This is a genomic window from Aquitalea sp. FG25 (genome assembly GCF_057809375.1).
Map to the genome: position 1 here is coordinate 146,880 of NZ_JBMDJV010000009.1, position 17,498 is coordinate 164,377.

At 56.4% G+C, this 17,498-nt stretch carries 16 protein-coding genes; 14 read left to right on the forward strand and 2 right to left on the reverse strand.

The genetic code is table 11. The features are described 5' to 3' along the window. Positions 1-3 precede the first annotated feature (3 nt). From atpA to glmS, 7 genes are all read left to right on the forward strand, one after another. A complete protein-coding gene (gene atpA / locus ACODR9_RS10340; RefSeq protein WP_159874694.1) occupies positions 4-1,548 on the forward strand; it encodes a F0F1 ATP synthase subunit alpha in 1,545 nt (514 codons plus the stop codon). 39 nt (positions 1,549-1,587) lie between these two features. After that, a complete protein-coding gene (gene atpG, locus ACODR9_RS10345) occupies positions 1,588-2,454 on the forward strand; it encodes a F0F1 ATP synthase subunit gamma (RefSeq protein ID WP_045847705.1) in 867 nt (288 codons plus the stop codon). Between the two features lie 42 nt (positions 2,455-2,496). After that, positions 2,497-3,891, forward strand: coding sequence for a F0F1 ATP synthase subunit beta (gene atpD / locus ACODR9_RS10350; RefSeq protein WP_159874695.1), 1,395 nt, complete (start codon positions 2,497-2,499; stop codon positions 3,889-3,891). A gap of 15 nt (positions 3,892-3,906) precedes the next feature. Beyond that, positions 3,907-4,329, forward strand: a complete 423-nt coding sequence (locus ACODR9_RS10355; RefSeq protein WP_159874696.1) for a F0F1 ATP synthase subunit epsilon — start codon at positions 3,907-3,909, stop codon at positions 4,327-4,329. A gap of 83 nt (positions 4,330-4,412) precedes the next feature. Continuing rightward, on the forward strand, positions 4,413-5,777 hold the full coding sequence (gene glmU, locus ACODR9_RS10360) for a bifunctional UDP-N-acetylglucosamine diphosphorylase/glucosamine-1-phosphate N-acetyltransferase GlmU (RefSeq protein WP_488809162.1): 1,365 nt from the start codon (positions 4,413-4,415) through the stop codon (positions 5,775-5,777). A 199-nt stretch (positions 5,778-5,976) separates the two neighbouring features. Then, positions 5,977-6,768 (forward strand): DeoR/GlpR family DNA-binding transcription regulator, encoded by a 792-nt coding sequence (locus ACODR9_RS10365; protein WP_488809163.1) that lies wholly within the window; start codon positions 5,977-5,979, stop codon positions 6,766-6,768. Continuing rightward, positions 6,768-8,597 carry a glutamine--fructose-6-phosphate transaminase (isomerizing) gene (gene glmS / locus ACODR9_RS10370; protein ID WP_488809164.1) on the forward strand — a complete coding sequence of 610 codons (1,830 nt, stop codon included), beginning with the start codon at positions 6,768-6,770 and terminating at the stop codon, positions 8,595-8,597. Before ACODR9_RS10365 ends, glmS begins: the two co-directional genes overlap by 1 nt. A 904-nt stretch (positions 8,598-9,501) precedes the next feature. On the opposite strand, the gene ACODR9_RS10375 is transcribed toward glmS, so the two are convergent. Beyond that, the gene (locus ACODR9_RS10375) at positions 9,502-10,329 is read right to left on the reverse strand and encodes a DUF6597 domain-containing transcriptional factor (RefSeq protein WP_488809176.1); all 828 of its coding nucleotides are present in this window, start codon (positions 10,327-10,329) and stop codon (positions 9,502-9,504) included. A gap of 106 nt (positions 10,330-10,435) precedes the next feature. On the opposite strand from ACODR9_RS10375, the gene ACODR9_RS10380 reads away from it, so the two are divergent. Then, positions 10,436-10,831, forward strand: coding sequence for a DUF3224 domain-containing protein (locus ACODR9_RS10380; RefSeq protein ID WP_488809165.1), 396 nt, complete (start codon positions 10,436-10,438; stop codon positions 10,829-10,831). 164 nt (positions 10,832-10,995) lie between these two features. Continuing rightward, positions 10,996-12,186, forward strand: coding sequence for an MFS transporter (locus ACODR9_RS10385; RefSeq protein WP_488809166.1), 1,191 nt, complete (start codon positions 10,996-10,998; stop codon positions 12,184-12,186). A gap of 647 nt (positions 12,187-12,833) precedes the next feature. Here ACODR9_RS10385 and ACODR9_RS10390 read toward each other — a convergent pair. Continuing rightward, positions 12,834-13,496, reverse strand: a complete 663-nt coding sequence (locus tag ACODR9_RS10390; RefSeq protein ID WP_488809167.1) for a TetR/AcrR family transcriptional regulator — start codon at positions 13,494-13,496, stop codon at positions 12,834-12,836. A 115-nt stretch (positions 13,497-13,611) separates the two neighbouring features. On the opposite strand from ACODR9_RS10390, the gene ACODR9_RS10395 reads away from it, so the two are divergent. The 5 genes from ACODR9_RS10395 to ACODR9_RS10415 all read left to right on the forward strand — a co-directional run. Further along, on the forward strand, positions 13,612-14,505 hold the full coding sequence (locus ACODR9_RS10395; RefSeq protein WP_488809168.1) for an NAD(P)/FAD-dependent oxidoreductase: 894 nt from the start codon (positions 13,612-13,614) through the stop codon (positions 14,503-14,505). Positions 14,506-14,561: 56 nt separating this feature from the next. After that, positions 14,562-14,942 carry an antibiotic biosynthesis monooxygenase family protein gene (locus ACODR9_RS10400; RefSeq protein ID WP_488809169.1) on the forward strand — a complete coding sequence of 127 codons (381 nt, stop codon included), beginning with the start codon at positions 14,562-14,564 and terminating at the stop codon, positions 14,940-14,942. Between the two features lie 83 nt (positions 14,943-15,025). Continuing rightward, positions 15,026-15,499 (forward strand): methyltransferase family protein, encoded by a 474-nt coding sequence (locus ACODR9_RS10405; protein ID WP_488809170.1) that lies wholly within the window; start codon positions 15,026-15,028, stop codon positions 15,497-15,499. Positions 15,500-15,759: 260 nt separating this feature from the next. Beyond that, positions 15,760-16,734 carry a restriction endonuclease gene (locus tag ACODR9_RS10410; RefSeq protein ID WP_488809171.1) on the forward strand — a complete coding sequence of 325 codons (975 nt, stop codon included), beginning with the start codon at positions 15,760-15,762 and terminating at the stop codon, positions 16,732-16,734. Between the two features lie 532 nt (positions 16,735-17,266). Further along, positions 17,267-17,498: transposase (locus ACODR9_RS10415; RefSeq protein WP_488809172.1), on the forward strand; the 232-nt coding region annotated here is incomplete at its 3' end.

Genomic DNA, 17,498 nt, shown 5'->3' on the forward strand with positions numbered 1-17,498 from the left:
ATCATGCAGTTGAACCCCTCTGAAATCAGCGATCTGATCAAGGCCAAGATTCAGAACCTGGCTGAAGGCGCTGAAGTCCGTACCAAGGGTACGGTCATTTCCGTGACCGACGGTATCGTTCGTGTCCACGGTCTGGCAGACGTGATGCAGGGCGAAATGCTCGAGTTCCCGGGCAACACCTACGGCCTCGCCATGAACCTGGAGCGCGACTTTGTCGGCGCCGTGGTTCTGGGTGAGTACGAACACATTTCCGAAGGCGACGAAGTCAAGTGTACCGGTCGCATTCTGGAAGTGCCGGTAGGTCCGGAACTGGTGGGCCGTGTTGTTAACGCCCTGGGCCAGCCGATCGACGGCAAGGGTCCGATCAACGCCAAGCTGTCCAGCCCGATCGAAAAGATCGCGCCGGGCGTGATTGCGCGTCAGTCGGTATCCCAGCCGATGCAGACCGGCCTGAAGGCGATTGACTCCATGGTACCGGTAGGCCGTGGCCAGCGTGAGCTGATCATTGGCGACCGTCAGACCGGCAAGACTGCCGTTGCTCTGGACGCCATCATCAATCAAAAAGGCACTGGCGTTGTTTGTATCTACGTTGCCGTAGGTCAAAAAGCGTCTTCCATTGCCAACGTGGTACGCAAGCTGGAAGAGCACGGTGCGCTGGGTCACACCATCATCGTGGCCGCTACCGCTTCCGAAGCCGCTGCCCTGCAGTTCATCGCCCCGTACTCCGGTTGCGCGATGGGCGAATACTTCCGCGACCGTGGCGAAGATGCTCTGATCGTATACGATGACTTGTCCAAGCAAGCCGTTGCCTACCGTCAGATCTCCCTGCTGCTGCGTCGTCCGCCGGGCCGTGAAGCTTACCCGGGTGACGTTTTCTACCTGCACTCCCGTCTGCTGGAACGTGCTTCCCGCATCAACGCGGATGAAGTGGAAAAACTGACCAACGGCGAAGTGAAGGGCAAGACCGGTTCGCTGACCGCACTGCCTATCATCGAAACCCAGGCTGGTGACGTTTCTGCCTTCGTTCCGACCAACGTGATTTCCATTACCGACGGCCAGATCTTCCTGGAATCCGACCTCTTCAACGCAGGTATCCGTCCGGCCATCAACGCCGGTATCTCGGTATCCCGCGTGGGTGGTGCGGCCCAGACCAAGGTCATCAAGAAGCTCGGTGGCGGTATCCGTCTGGCCCTGGCCCAGTACCGTGAACTGGCTGCGTTCTCGCAGTTCGCTTCCGACCTGGACGAAGCTACCCGCAAGCAGCTGCAACACGGTGAAGTGGTTACCGAACTGATGAAGCAAAAGCAGTTCGTACCGCTGGCCACTGCCGAAATGGCACTGACCCTGTGGGCTGTGAACAAGGGTAGCTACGAAGACGTACCGGTGAAAAAGGCCCTGGCATTCGAAGCTGAGTTCCTCGCTTATGTGCGTGCGAACCACAGCGACCTGCTGGCCACCGTTAACGCTTCGGGCGACCTGTCCGGCGACAACGAGAAGGTACTGGCCAAGGCGATGGAATCGTTCAAGGCTGGCTACAGCTTCAACTGAGCCTTTCGACTCACGTCGTAGCTAAAGAAAGGTTCAGGAATGGCAGTCGGTAAAGAGATTCTCACCAAGATCCGAAGCGTGCAAAACACGCAGAAGATCACTCGCGCGATGCAAATGGTGTCAACCTCCAAGATGCGCAAAACGCAAGAGCGTATGCGCGCTGCCCGTCCTTATGCTGAGAAGGTGCGCACGGTTATGGCGCACCTTGCTCAGGCAAACGCGGATCTTGGTCATCCACTGCTTGCACGCCGTGACGTTGTCAAGCGCGCTGGTATTATCCTGGTTTCCTCTGACAAGGGCCTGTGTGGCGGCCTGAACGTGAACTCGTTCAAGCGCTTCTATGCCAAGGTCAAGGAACTGCAGGAACAAAACGTCGAAATCGACGTGTGCTGCCTCGGCCAAAAAGCCGTTGCTGCCTGCCAGCGTGCTCGCCTTAATGTCGTGGCTAGCGCAGTCCAGCTCGGTGATGTGCCGAAGATGGACAAACTAATTGGCCCGCTTACAGTGCTGTTCAAACAGTACGCTGAAGGCGAACTGGACGCGGTTTACATCGTCTACTCCGGTTTCATCAACACGATGAAGCAGGAACCGACGCTCGAACAGCTCCTGCCGTTGACTCCGCAACACATGGTGGTGGAGCACTCGCATTCGTGGGATTACCTCTACGAACCGGATGCCCCCAGCCTGATGGAGTTCTTGGTCAAGCGTTACCTGGAGTCGGTGGTTTATCAGGCTCTGGCCGAAAATATGGCTTCCGAACAGGCAGCGCGTATGGTGGCCATGAAAGCTGCAACCGACAACGCGGGTAATACGATCAAGCAGCTGCGCCTTGTGTACAACAAGGCCCGTCAAGCGGCAATTACCACTGAGCTGTCTGAGATTGTGGCTGGTGCCGCAGCGGTGTAAGCCGTACACAGACTGTAAAAGTTAAATGTTTAGGAACCGATAATGAGCCAAGGCAAAATCGTACAAATCATTGGTGCGGTGATCGACGTGGAATTCCCGCGCGACGCCATGCCGAAGGTTTATGATGCCCTGAAGCTGGTTGACGCTGACCTGACGCTCGAAGTCCAGCAACAGCTGGGTGACGGCGTGGTCCGTACCATTGCGATGGGTAGCTCGGACGGCCTGAAGCGTGGCATGGCTGTAGCCAATACCGGCGCACCGATTTCGGTGCCGGTTGGTAACGCCACCCTGGGTCGCATCATGGACGTACTGGGTAACCCGGTTGACGAAGCTGGTCCGGTGGCTACCGACGCACGTCGCGCCATTCACCAGTCTGCTCCGAAGTTTGACGAGCTGTCTTCCGCTACCGACCTCTTGGAAACCGGCATCAAGGTGATTGACCTGCTCTGCCCGTTTGCCAAGGGTGGTAAGGTTGGTCTGTTCGGCGGTGCTGGTGTAGGCAAGACCGTGAACATGATGGAACTGATCAACAACATCGCGAAGGCCCACTCCGGTCTGTCCGTGTTCGCTGGTGTAGGTGAGCGTACCCGTGAAGGTAACGACTTCTACCACGAAATGAAGGACTCCAACGTACTGGACAAGGTTGCGATGGTGTATGGCCAGATGAACGAGCCGCCGGGTAACCGTCTGCGCGTTGCACTGACCGGTCTGACCATGGCCGAGCATTTCCGTGACGAGAAGGACGCTTCCGGCAAGGGCCGTGACGTTCTGCTGTTCGTAGACAACATCTACCGTTACACCCTGGCCGGTACCGAAGTATCCGCTCTGCTGGGCCGTATGCCTTCCGCAGTGGGTTACCAGCCGACACTGGCCGAAGAAATGGGCCGTCTGCAAGAACGTATTACTTCGACCAAGGATGGTTCCATTACCTCCATCCAGGCCGTATACGTCCCTGCGGATGACTTGACTGACCCGTCTCCGGCAACCACCTTCGCCCACTTGGACGCTACCGTGGTTCTGTCCCGTGATATCGCTGCCCTGGGTATCTACCCGGCCGTGGATCCGCTGGACTCGACCTCGCGTCAGCTGGACCCGCTGGTGGTTGGTGACGAGCACTACTCCGTAGCCCGTGGTGTGCAATCCACACTGCAGCGTTACAAGGAACTGCGCGACATCATCGCGATTCTGGGTATGGACGAGCTGTCGGAAGATGACAAGCTGGTGGTGGCACGCGCACGTAAGATCCAGCGCTTCCTGTCCCAGCCCTTCCACGTGGCTGAAGTATTTACCGGTTCCCCGGGCAAATACGTCTCCCTGCGCGACACCATCAAGGGCTTCAAGGCGATTCTCGCTGGCGAATACGACCACCTGCCGGAACAAGCGTTCTACATGGTTGGCTCTATTGAAGAAGCCGCTGAGAAAGCCAAGACCCTTTAATTAAGGAGAGGGCTTATGTCCAAGATGCATGTGGAAGTGGTAAGCACTGAAGAACTCATCTACTCGGGTGAAGCCGAGTTTCTGGTTGCCCCGGCACTGGAAGGTGAGATCGGTGTCTATCCGCGACACGTGCCGCTCCTGACCCGTATCAAACCCGGTGTACTGCGCATGACCGTACCGGGTAGCAAGGAAGAAGTGTTGGTGGCTGTCTCTGGCGGCATGCTGGAAGTGCAGCCCACCCACATCACCGTCCTGGCAGATACGGCGATCCGCGGCGAGGATCTCGACGAAGCGCGCGCCAATGAGGCTAAGCGTACTGCAGAGGAATCCCTGCAGCATGCAACCGACGACCTGAGCACGGCAAAGGCTCACGCTGCCCTGGCAGTGGCCATTGCCCAGCTCAAGGCGCTGGACTACCTCAAGAAACGTGTGCACTAAAAGCGCGGGAACGAATCGTGTATAGTTGCAGGCTGCCACTTAAGTGGCAGCCTTTTTCATTTTTGGTCAGTTAAAGAGCTCGCATGGACAGCCTCAGTATTGTCATTCTGGCGGCAGGCAAGGGTACCCGTATGTACTCTGCCATGCCCAAGGTATTGCACCCCATCGGTGGCGCACCGATGCTCGCCCGCGTCATTGCTACCGCCCGCTCGCTGAACCCCTCCCAGTTGGTGGTGGTGTATGGCTTTGGTGGCGATCAGGTACGCCAAACCATCAAGGACGAAGATATTGTCTGGGCAGAACAGGCCGAGCAACTGGGCACCGGACATGCATTGAAGATGGCGCTGCCAGCCTTGCCACCAACCGGCAAGACGTTGGTACTGTACGGCGATGTGCCGCTCACCCGTAGTGAAACACTCCAACAACTGATCAGTGTTGCCGGCGATGGCATGGCAGTGCTGACCGATATTCTGGCCGACGCTACCGGTTATGGCCGCATGCTGCGCGGTGCCGATGGCAAACTCAAGGCCATTGTCGAACACAAGGATTGCTCGCCAGAACAGCTGGCCATCCGTGAAATCAATACCGGCATGATGGTGCTGCCCAACCGCCAGCTCTCTGGCTGGCTGCAGGCACTGCGCAATGGCAATGCCCAGGGCGAATATTATCTGACCGACGTGCTGGCACTGGCCGTAGCCGATAGCGTGACGGTGGAAAGCGCCAGCGTGTCTGCCTCGTGGGAAGCTGCCGGCGTCAACAACAAGCTGCAGCTGGCCGAGCTGGAGCGCATCCTGCAACAAAACCAGGCGCGCGCGCTGCTGACTGCTGGCGTCACGCTGGCCGACCCGGCCCGTATCGATATCCGTGGTCAGTTAACACATGGTCGTGATGTCAGCATCGACATCAACTGCGTGTTCGAAGGCACGGTGGAGCTGGGCGACAATGTCGTCATCGGCGCCAATTGCGTGCTGAAAAACGTCAAAGTGGCTGCTGGTACCCGCATCGCCGCCTTCTCTCATCTGGAAGATGCCGTGGTGGGCGCTGATTGCCGACTCGGCCCGTATGCCCGTTTGCGTCCTGGTGCGGTGCTGGCTGACCAAGTGCATATCGGCAACTTTGTCGAAGTGAAAAAGAGTAGTATTGGCCTGGGTTCCAAGGTGAATCACCTCACCTACATCGGTGATGCCGAGATCGGCAGCAAGGTCAATGTGGGTGCAGGTTCGGTCACCTGCAATTACGATGGCGTCAACAAATTCAAGACCGTGATTCAGGACAATGTATTTGTCGGCTCCGGCACGCTGATGGTGGCACCGGTCACCCTGGAAGCCGGCGCTACAGTGGGTGCTGGTTCGGTGATCAGCCGCACCGCCCCTGCCGATACGCTCACCGTGGCCCGTGCGCGCCAGGTTACGATTGCCGGCTGGAAGCGCCCACAGAAAAAGAGCTGATCCCCCGCCATCGTCGCTGGCCACATGCCCGCTGCGCTTTCCTTACGGAAGGCCTGCGGGCGTTTCTTTTGGAAAATCCCAAAACAGGTGTCGTATTTCTTTCGTTTCAGAAGAAAATTTCTAAATTCAGGTGGATATGTGATTGCTGCTGAAATAGTCAGCAGTTATCATGGCAAAACTTTCGAAACGAAATGTTTCAATGACCAAACGAAATACCCAGCAACGCCGCCACGCCATCGCCACACTTGTACAGGAGCGGGGCGAGGTAAGTGTCGATGACCTGACACGCCGCTTTGCCACCTCCGAAGTGACCATACGCAAGGATCTGGCCCTGCTGGAAACCGGCGGCCTGCTGCTGCGCCGCTACGGTGGTGCTGTATCGCTGCCCAGCGAAATGGCAGTCGCGCCAGAAGTGGGCGTGGTGTCTGACCGCAAGCTGGATGTCGCCCGTGCAGCAGCAGAGCGCATACGCGACCACAACCGCATCATCATCGACAGCGGCACCACCACCAGCGGCATGATTCCTTTGCTCAGCAGCAAGCGCGGCCTGGTGGTGATGACCAACTCGCTCAATGTTGCAGCCGCGCTGCGCGAGCTGGAAAACGAGCCAACGCTGCTGATGACTGGCGGCACCTGGGACCCGCACTCCGAATCCTTCCAGGGCCAGGTAGCCGAGCAGGTATTGCGCTCTTACGACTTCGATCAGCTGTTTGTCGGTGCCGATGGTATCGACCTGGAGCGCGGCACCACCACCTTCAACGAGCTGGTTGGCCTGTCACGGGTGATGGCCGAGGTGGCACGCGAAGTTATCGTCATGGTGGAGTCGGACAAGATAGGCCGCCGCATTCCCAATCTGGAATTGCCGTGGCACAACATTCATACCCTGATTACCGATGAGGCGCTGCCGGCGGAATCCAGGGACATCATTCAGGCCAAGGGCATCACGCTGATCTGTGCGCCCGCTGGCAGCGACAGCGCAAGGAGAAAATAATGTGTGGCATCGTAGGCGCCATTGCGGCGCGCAATGTAGTTCCCATTCTGGTTGATGGCCTCAAGCGCCTGGAATATCGCGGTTATGATTCCGCCGGTATCGCGGTGCACACCGGCGATGCCATCAGCCGCGTACGCCGTGTCGGTCGCGTGGCCGAAATGGAAGCTGCCGCCGCCGCCGAAAACCTGCAAGGCACGCTTGGCATCGGCCATACCCGCTGGGCTACCCACGGCGGCGTAACCGAGCACAATGCCCACCCGCATATCTCCTTTGGCAAGATTGCCGTGGTGCATAACGGCATCATCGAAAACCACGAAGAGCAACGCCAGCGGCTGAAGGAACTGGGCTACGAATTCACCTCGCAGACCGATACCGAAGTGATTGCCCACCTGGTGCATCACTACTATCAAGGCGGTGTCAGCCTGTTTGACGCCGTCAAGCAAGCCACCCGCGAGCTGACCGGTGCTTACGCCATCGGCGTCATCGCACTGGACCGTCCGGACGAGCTGGTATGCGCCCGCATGGGTTGCCCGCTGCTGGTGGGCCTGGGCGAGGGCGAGCACTTCATCGCTTCCGACGTATCTGCCATTCTGTCCGCCACCCGTCGTGTCATCTTCCTGGAAGAGGGCGATATCGGCCTGCTCACCCGCGATAGCGTTGTCCTGCATGACAAGAACGACCAGGTGATCGAGCGCGCCGTACATGTGTCCGACGTATCGCTGGCCTCGCTGGAGCTGGGCCCGTACAGCCACTTCATGCAAAAGGAAATCCACGAGCAGCCCAAGGCCCTGTCCGATACCATCGAAGCAGTGCTGGAAAACGGCTTTGCTGCCGGGCTGTTTGGCGCGCGTGCCGCCGAACTGCTGCCGCAAGTGGAAGGCGTGAAGATTCTGGCCTGCGGCACCAGCTACTACGCCGGTCTGACCGCAAAATACTGGATCGAAAGCATTGCCGGCATCAGCTGCGATGTGGAAATCGCCAGCGAATACCGCTACCGCGCTGCCTTTGCCAACCCCAAGCACCTGGTGGTCACTATCTCCCAGTCCGGCGAAACGCTGGACACCATGGAGGCGCTGAAATACGCCAAGGAACTGGGCCACAGCATGGCACTGTCCATCTGCAATGTGCGTGAATCCGCCATTCCGCGCGCCAGCGAACTGGTGTTCTACACCCGTGCCGGTGCCGAAATCGGCGTGGCCTCCACCAAGGCCTTCACCACCCAGCTGGTGGGCCTGTTTGCCCTGGCGGTAACGCTGGGCAAGCTGCGTGGTCGTGTGGATGCACGGGCCGAACATGGCTATCAGGAAGCCCTGCGCCAGCTGCCCGGTTCGGTACAACATGCGCTCAATCTGGAGCCGCAGATCAAGGCCTGGTCCGACAAGTTTGCCGCCAAGCAAAACGCCTTGTTCCTCGGTCGTGGCCTGCACTACCCGATTGCGCTGGAAGGCGCACTCAAGCTCAAGGAAATCTCCTACATCCATGCCGAAGCCTACCCGGCAGGCGAGCTGAAACACGGCCCGCTGGCGCTGGTGGACGAAAGCATGCCGGTGGTGGTGATTGCCCCCAACGACGTGCTGCTGGAAAAGGTGAAGTCGAACATGCAGGAAGTGCGCGCCCGTGGCGGCGAGCTGTTTGTGTTTGCCGACCTGGACAGCCACTTCAGCGAATCCGACGGCGTGCATGTCATCCGCACCCCGCGCCATGTCGGCGTGCTGTCCGCCATTGTGCACACCATCCCGGTACAGCTGCTGGCCTATCACGTAGCTCTGGCGCGTGGTACCGACGTTGACAAGCCGCGTAACCTGGCCAAGAGTGTGACCGTTGAGTAAGAACCAGATGTAGTCCCGACGGGCTGTTATGAAATAATAAAGTGCTTTACCGGAAAATAAAGTTCTTAACCAGTTAATAAAGTTCTTTACTTTACGGATTGAGTACTAAGTAAGCAGCTGCGTCCAGGCCGCAAGAACCCCCGTTTGCACGGGGGTTCTTGCTTTTCTGGCGACATGATCTGTTGTTTGCTCAATGTTTGAGTGTTAGATGTTCTAAGGCCATACATCAGACGGCTTACTCATCGTCCCCCCCGAGGGTTCCTAGAATTTCGGTAATGTCCGGTTCACTGTAGTTAGCAACTTGCGGCCTGGGAAACGGCAGGATGTCTGCGCCCCTGGACTGCGTAGGCGGATCTGCAGCAAAGCGGAATGCCTCCGTCTGACGATTAGCCTGCTTCTCCTCAGCCCGGTTCGTCCGGATATTTTTGGTACGGCTCGCGGCACTTTGCGTGGAGGGCTCCCTTTTCAGCTGGCTACTGGTCGATAACATCCCGACCGAGCATGGCATAACGATTGATTTCATCATTGATGCGCTTACGCTCTATCCCTATTTCACAGCCTTCGAGCCGCCAGCCTTGCAAGCTCGAGTCCGCAAGGCAATGCTGATCAGAAAGAATAAAGTCTGTCACGAGGTAATGAAGTCTGTCACGACGATGACATGATCTGTTTCTTGCCAGTTGTACTAAACAAAGAGGCCCGGAAGGGCCTCTTTTCGTTTGAGATTGTTGGGTTTGATTCGCAAGGGAATGATCGAAGGGGCCGTTCGTCGGCCGAAGCGGACCGTAGGAGTCCATCTCAGGATCGGCTGCTCCCTGCCCAAAACGGTCTTAAGATTTATCGACTATGACTTCTGTCTAGGCAGACTTATCACACTATCCGCTGTGGTTGGGATAGACCTAATGCTTCAATCTTGGCATTGAGCTTGTACATATTTCTGGGGCGGCTGGCCGACCATTCGGGTGAAGTCCCGGATGAAGTGTGCCTGATCAAAATACCCCAGCCGGAGTGCGAGTTCTGTCCACGTGGGAGCCATTCCACTTTGCATCAGCGCCAATGCTTCATGGAGCCGATAGCGGGCAAGCACTGCTTTGGGACTGACACCGATATAGTTGGCAAACAAGCGTTGCAGCTGGCGTTCGCTCCTGCCGCTCAGTGTGCTGAGCTGGGCTACCGAGGTTAAAACACTGTTGCGTGCAATTTCTGCAACCAGCTCATTCAGCTGCGGCACCAGCGGAGAGACCTGCGGCAAGCACTCAAGCAATAATGCTTCAGCCTGGTCTTTCAAATCGCCCATCTCCGGCCATGTCTCATTCCCAATCAATCTACTGACCCTGGTTCCAAATACCTCTGAGGCTGGAATAGTGCGATTAGCCAGGCAGTGCACCGCACGGTTCAAAAAAGGCTGAAAAGATGCGGGACGAAACTTGATTCCAAATGCCCAGGCACGACCGGAAAGCGTCTTGCTGAAGCGTAAACGCCGTGGGCCCCACAGGTGCGCCTGACCGTCCTCGATGACTAGGTGAACATTGGGGTGAGGCAGGGTCTGTTGCCGCTGAGGTGGCTGCCCGGTGAAGTCCCAGCCAACATACCAATAATGTTCAACCCAGGTAGATAGCTGCTCAGATGGCGGGCTGCGCAGGTGGGAAAACCTGGCGTCAGACAGATTCAGATTCAGCACGCCGCGAGCAGGCTCTGCAATCGTAGCCAGGGTTGGTCGTGTTTTTCCAATCATCAAGAATCATTACCTGTTCTACTATTCCGGCAAGAATAGGTTTGACAATAAGGGTTTGTCGAACTCGCATAATTGCATCCACATTACATTTTTTCAGGAAAGCATCATGCAAGCCAAGGGTCAATTTGACATCACCTTACCCGTACATCCTGCAGCACCTGGCACAGAGGCTGCGCAATTGAACCGGCGGGCCATCCATAAAACCTTCTATGGTGACCTAGATGCCAATAGTCTGGGTGAAATGCTGGCCAGCAATGGTACCCAGCCGGGCTCAGCAGGCTATGTAGCGATGGAGAGAGTGGAAGGCAGGCTGGCAGGTCTAGAAGGTAGTTTTGCCTTAATGCACTTTGGAGTGATGGCGCAAGGACAGCGCACGCTGACGGTGCAGGTTGTACCGGATTCCGGAACTGGTGAATTGCAAGGTTTAAGCGGCACGATGGAAATAGACATTCGCGACGGGCAGCATTACTACCAGTTTGACTATCAACTCGCACCGTCTTGAGGGATAACTTGCGATGTGCGTCACAAGGCATCCTGAACACATTGGCGTACTGGGCACGGCTGTTCTTGGGCTGTTTGCCATTAGCGTGGCAGCAATCATCTACTTGCTTCTCTCAACCTGGCCTCATACCTCGCCATTACCATTAATCTGTATTAAGGACGCAGATGGAAAGCCCGGTCACCACACCCAAAACGGCCTTGCCCGCCATTCCCAGGACGGTATGGGCGCTGGGATTTGTCAGCCTGTGCATGGATGTGTCATCGGAACTGGTTCATAGCCTGCTACCGGTTTTTCTGGCAACAACGCTGGGGGCCAGCGTACTGTCCATCGGCATCATCGAAGGCATCGCCGAAGCCACCGCACTGATCATTAAAGTGTTTTCCGGAGCACTCAGCGATTACATCGGCAAACGCAAAGGTTTGCTGCTGCTGGGTTACGGGTTGGCCGCCCTGACCAAGCCACTGTTCCCGCTGGCACACTCCATCGAGACCGTACTTACGGCGCGCTTTCTGGACCGGATCGGCAAAGGTATCCGGGGGGCTCCACGTGATGCGCTGGTGGCAGATGTGGCTCCAGCAGAAATCCGTGGTGCCTGCTTTGGGCTGCGCCAGTCAATGGATACGGTGGGTGCCTTTATGGGGCCGGGCCTGGCCATTGCCCTGATGCTGTGGTTGAACAACATCCAGCAGGTGCTCTGGTTTGCTGTCGTGCCGGCAGCTCTGGTTATCGTACTGATCATGTTCGGGGTGCAGGAACCGGTACGGGAGACAGCAACAGGACGTTTCCGCTCCCCGATTCATCGTGAGCAGTTGAGCAGGTTCAGCATGAATTACTGGTGGATTGTGCTGATCGGTGCCGTATTCACCCTGGCTCGTTTCAGCGAGGCCTTCCTGATTCTGCGTGCCCAGCAAATGGGGATTAGCAGCAGCTGGGTGCCGTTGGTAATGGTGGTCATGTCGGTGTTTTATACGGCATCCGCCTATCCAGCTGGCTGGCTATCCGATCGCATCAGCCGTCGGCATCTGCTGGGCTACGGTCTGGGCTTGCTAGTGGTCGCCGATCTGGTACTAGGTCAGGCAACAAGCATCAGCGCCGTCTATGTAGGTGCCGCGCTGTGGGGACTACACATGGGCTTCAGCCAGGGCATACTGGCCACCATGGTCGCCGATACCACGCCCAGTGATATGAAGGGGACGGCTTTTGGCGTCTTCAACCTGCTCAGTGGACTGGCCATGCTGCTGGCCAGCGTGATTGCAGGCAGCCTGTGGCAGTACTGGGGTGCATCAACAACCTTCTATGCCGGCGCTATCATTGCCGGAGTGGCATGGCTGTTACTCCGGCAGCGCTCAGTCTGAATTAAGCGCAAGTTGCATGCGAATCCTGATCGCTGCGTTGCTACGGCATGAACTCAGCGTGTCCGATACTATTTGCAAACCCGCCGTTGCGTACCATACCGATGACTGGCCGCTTTGGCCGTTACCGACCCAAAGCGGACGTTGCTGTCACGACGTGAAGATTGCGCCAAGATGGTTAAATTCCATTCCTTATCCAATTTTTCACTACAACCTCTATCACCTTCGTAACCGTATCCCAGTCATCGAGGCTTACTCCATGTGCCTCCATTGCTGTTGCGGCATTCTGCGCAAGTTGGTCTGCGCGATGTTGAGAAACATGAAAACGCTTAGCGATATGTTCGGAAATCTTGGCGAGTATGTCGGTCATCGAATTCGAAGCTACTTAGTCATTACAGGTTATCTTGCTGAAATAACCATGCCCACGCTGAGGTCCGACTCTGGCCGTAAGTGGCCTAAGTCTCCCCCTGTGCCAGCCTACGACCCGCAAGAGACGTTCGACATCTCGACGGCTCTGCGGTGGGTTTCAGATGCGAACCGGCCATTCAGGGAGTAAGCCGACTGGGTACTGATCAGCCAAGGCGGTTATTCAGCCCTCCTTGCTTAAACGGTATAAGTTGCGCACAAAGCTGTCTGCGCGACCACTAGCCTCACTCTTCCTGAGGCAGAAGAGTTTGCCGGTCGTTACAACTGTGTGCAGCAATGAACATGGTCACGGCCGACCGGCAATAGGATTCGATTTCGTTATCGTCCTCTGCTCTCGCCTCATCGAAACGTGCGATCAGCAGCAGATCAGATCCTTTGAAAAGCGCGGCAAACAAGCGGGCGGACCGGTGAGCATCGGGTATGTTCAGAATCTCTTGCGCGTGCAACTGACGCAATACAGCCTCGATCTGGGCAATGACATGGGCGGGCCCGGCTTCGTAATGAAGCTTGCTTAAGGACTTTTGATTCGTCTTATCGGCCAAGACCATGGCTTCGACACTGCGGACGTCCGCGCTCAATAGTGTGTGAAGCAGGGAGGACCCCATCGCCATGAGTTGATCTTCGGCCGAACCGTCGACACCTTCAAGCAGTCCCTGTGATGCAAATGGATGGCAGTGGGCCACCATCGCCGCGCTGAATAGAGCCTCCTTGTTCTCAAAGTGCCGATAGATGCTCAGCTTGGATATCTTCGCTCGTTGGGCAACCTTGTCCATTGTCGTCGCTTGAAAACCCAATTCCACAAAGAGTTCGAGGGCGGCGTCGACTATTGTTTGACGCAGCGCCTCATTGACGGGCCGACCACGCCGGCTTTGGTTGTTTTTTGTCATGACAATTACAGTACTTGACAGTATCTAAAATAACACATTACGATACTATACAGTATCTAAACGTGTAATCCAGTCTCAACTTACTCCTTCCATCCACTACACGAAGCCCACTACCATGAATGACGTCATCATCATTGGCGGCAGCTTTGCCGGCCTGGCCGCCGCCCTGCAGCTCGGCCGTGCCCGCCGCAAGGTTACGGTCCTCGACACTTGTCGGCCGCGTAATCGCTTCGGTCACCACTCACATGGTGTGCTCGGCCACGATCACAAGCCTCCACTGGACATCTTGGCCGAGGCGCGGCAGCAGTTGGCGCGTTATCCCACCATCAGGCTGGTCAATGCTCGGGCGGAGAGTGTGTCTGGCACCATCGACGATTTCTGTGTTGTCACTGACGATCACGAAAGCCTAAGTGCACGACGCCTGATCCTGAGCTATGGCGTCGTTGATCAGTTGCCTGACGTCCCTGGCTTTGCCGAAAGCTGGGGCACGTCCATCGTACCTTGCCCATATTGCGACGGTTTTGAAGTCGCAGACCAGCATTGGGGTGTCGTTTGGTCCGGTCCGCATTCGCACCAGTCAGTCAGACTGTTCCGCGATTGGACCAATAAGCTGACTGTTTTCGCCGATGGTCATGATATTGCGGCCGACATCCAGGCCGATCTGGCACACCGCAACATCCCGGTCATCGATGGCCGGATCACCGAGATTGCCCATCACGAGGGCCATATCTCCACCGTCAATCTGGATACCCACCGCAATATCGCAGTCGACATCCTGTTCGCACAGCCTCGCAACAAACCCTCCACACGCCTGCATGAATCATTGGGCCTCGCCACGGTGGATACGCCCACTGGTACCGTCATCAAGGTCGACGAGCGTCGCCAAACCAGCGTACCCGGCATCTATGCTGCTGGCGACCTCGCCACGCCCTTCCTGCCTTCGGTTACCCAGTCTTCATGGCAGGGTGCGATGGCGGGTATCTTCGCCCAGCAGTCGATGCTGGATTGAGAGTAAGCAGTAGCAACCACGTCAGTTTCAATTTCACAATAGACAGGAGTACCACCATGACCGCCGCAAAACCATTCGAACCGTTGGACGCGAAATTTCCTTTTGACCGCCAACTCGGTATCGATGCTGCACCTCTCGTGCTCATCAACCTCTTCACAGTCGTCGATCCCGCCGACGAAGCGGGCTTTCTGGACGCTTTCAAGGCAGCTGCCGAGGTTATAACGAAGGCACCGGGCTTCATTTCCATGCAGCTGCATCGAGCGATCGGCGATAGCCCAACTTACCTGAACTATGTCGTGTGGGAATCCACAGAGGCAGTCCGCGCCGCCTTTACTGATCCCAAGTTCCTTGCGAAACTTCCAGCATATCCTTCATCCGTCGTCGCCAAGCCCCACCTGTTCCAGAAGTTCGCCGTCCCTGGCTTCTGCACTGCTTGACTCTGGAAAGATGGCAAGGCGTGATGGTGGGTATCTTTGCCCAGCAGTCGATGCTGGTTTGAGAGCATAGATTGGAGATGAGCATGGACATCAAACTGGATACTGCGGGTGTGCGCTTCCCTCCGCCCTTTGTCTATCTGGGAGCGCTGCTGTTGGGGCTGGCGGTGGATCGGTTCGTCACCCTTCGCTCTTTTGGCATCGACTGGCGATTGCTGGTCGGGGCGGGCGCGCTGCTGTTCGTTGCAGGCTCTGTGATAATGCTTACGGCGGCGGGCCTGTTCCGACGGCTGGGCACCAACGTTCCGCCATCGCTGCCAACAACCCTCATCGCAACGACCGGTCCCTATGGGTGGACCCGTAATCCCATGTATGTCGGAATGGCGCTTATATATGCCGGCCTTGCGATCGGCTTGGACGGGCCGATCGCTCTCGCCCTGCTCCCATTGGTGCTAATCGCGATTCAGACGCAGGTGATCACCCGCGAGGAGCGCTATCTCGAAGCAAAGTTCGGCGACGACTATCGCCGCTACAAGGCTGAAGTTCGCCGATGGCTCTGACTAATCTACCGCTGCCGCAACGGGGCTGCGAATTTCGTAGCCCCTTCACAGTCCGCTTTATTGCTTACTACAGTCGTTCGGTTTGAATGATCCTATTGGCTGAAATGGCCGAGCTGCCGTCTACCGGGCTGGCCCATTGGCGGTTGGTCGGCCAAAGCAGACCATAATGCCAATGTGATAGCATGACTGCTATCGGTTAAAAGCAGCCAGTAAGTGCCCGCTACATTCAAGAGCGGTTGTGGCTCACGAGAGAGCGGATCATGGAAAATAAGTTATCGGACAGCATAATCAACTTCGCTGAGATCAAAACAGCAAACGATTTCGAGATGTTTACATGTGATCTTCTAGAGTGCATGGGATATGAAATTATCATGCGCCCCGGCGAGGGTTCAGATGGCGGACGCGACATGCTCGTTCAGGAGACTCGTCGAGGGACTCTCGCTGACACAAAGGTTCGGTATCTCGTTAGTTGCAAGCACTTCATCAATGGAAAGGCAGTAGGCACAGCTGACGAGAAAGACGTTCCTGGGCGGGTCCATAAACATCACTGCGATGCTTTCCTTGGGGTGTACTCAACTCATCCGACCAATACCCTAGTTACCGACTTTAATGGGTGGAAGTCAAACCCCGATCAATCAAGAGCCTTTGGTGCGGAGATTCTCGATGGAAGCGGCATCAGAAAGCAATTGCTAGAACTTTCATCGGGCCGGCGATTGGTGCAACAGTATTTCCCAAGGGCGCACTTAGCTCACCGACGATTGCAGACAGAGAGCAACATTTACCGGAAGCGGCCAGTCTTCTATTGTGCTGAGTGCGGAATCAACATTCTAGACAACCTGCAGGGATCGATCATCGTTGAAGCGGCTCGGGGCCCAGCGGCACACCCTTCAGGTGATCCAGAGCGAGATGCACGCCATCGCACACATGTGTTAGGAATTCATGTTTTCTGCCCAGAACATGCTCCCAACTCTACTAGGAGCATGCCGAACGGCTCCATGATCTACCGCTTGGAAAATCTCATTGAACCGAAGGCATTCATGAGCCTGGTCAATGAAGGCCTTAATGGGATGTATTTTTGGTCACCACATTTCAGTAATGAAGCCGCGTTTATTCGTTGGGTTAGACTCGTTAACGGGCTCTTCTATTTTGTGGCTCGTGGGCATGATCCACTGTTGCCTCGGGATGGGCTCCTTGGGTTGCATGACAGGTATCTCGATTTTCCCTGGGAACTATGAGGAAGATATCGGCGGTGGTTGTTCATCTTGTGAACAGCGGGTCAAGTCTAGTCATGCCACTTCACAAACCACCTTGTTTGGAGCCTCAAGCAAGATCGCCTTGGGGCGAATGCCGACGTAGCTTACGTGGTAAAGCAACACCTTAAGCCTTTCAAGTAGCCAATGGCCGGTCTGTAATTAGAACCGGCCATTATTCATGGCGAAGGCCACCGGCCGCTTTGGCCGAGTAACGGTCACGGTAGTTGTTTACTTTACTGGCAAGCTCTGTGAAGGTAAGCCTCCCGAATTGGTGTTTGCCAAAATCTTTGCAAACGTTTTCCAGTCTTCCCCTGGTCGGCCCATACCGCCTTGTATCTCCCATTGATTCTTCATCGCATCTCCCCAAGCTCGCAGTTCTGTAGGATTTGCATGCACTAGCCTCTCAAGAACTATGTGCCGTTCTGCTGTGGGTACGCCAGCCGCGGTAGGTTGAATCGCCCCTTCTTTCCTAGACACTTCGAGAGCCTCACACTAGGCCCCACAAGGAGGTGTCATGAGCAAGCCGCGTTTCCCCGAAGAGTTCAAGATTGAAGCGGTCAAACAGGTAACCGAGCGTGGTTACCCAGTGGCCGAAGTCGCCAGCCGTCTCGGCGTCTCTGCACACAGCCTGTATCAATGGCTGAAACGCTATGACCCCAAGCGCGCCACACCGGTCGAATCTGCAGACCAACAAGCCGAAATTCGACGCCTCAAGGCAGAGCTCAAACGGGTCACCGAGGAGCGCG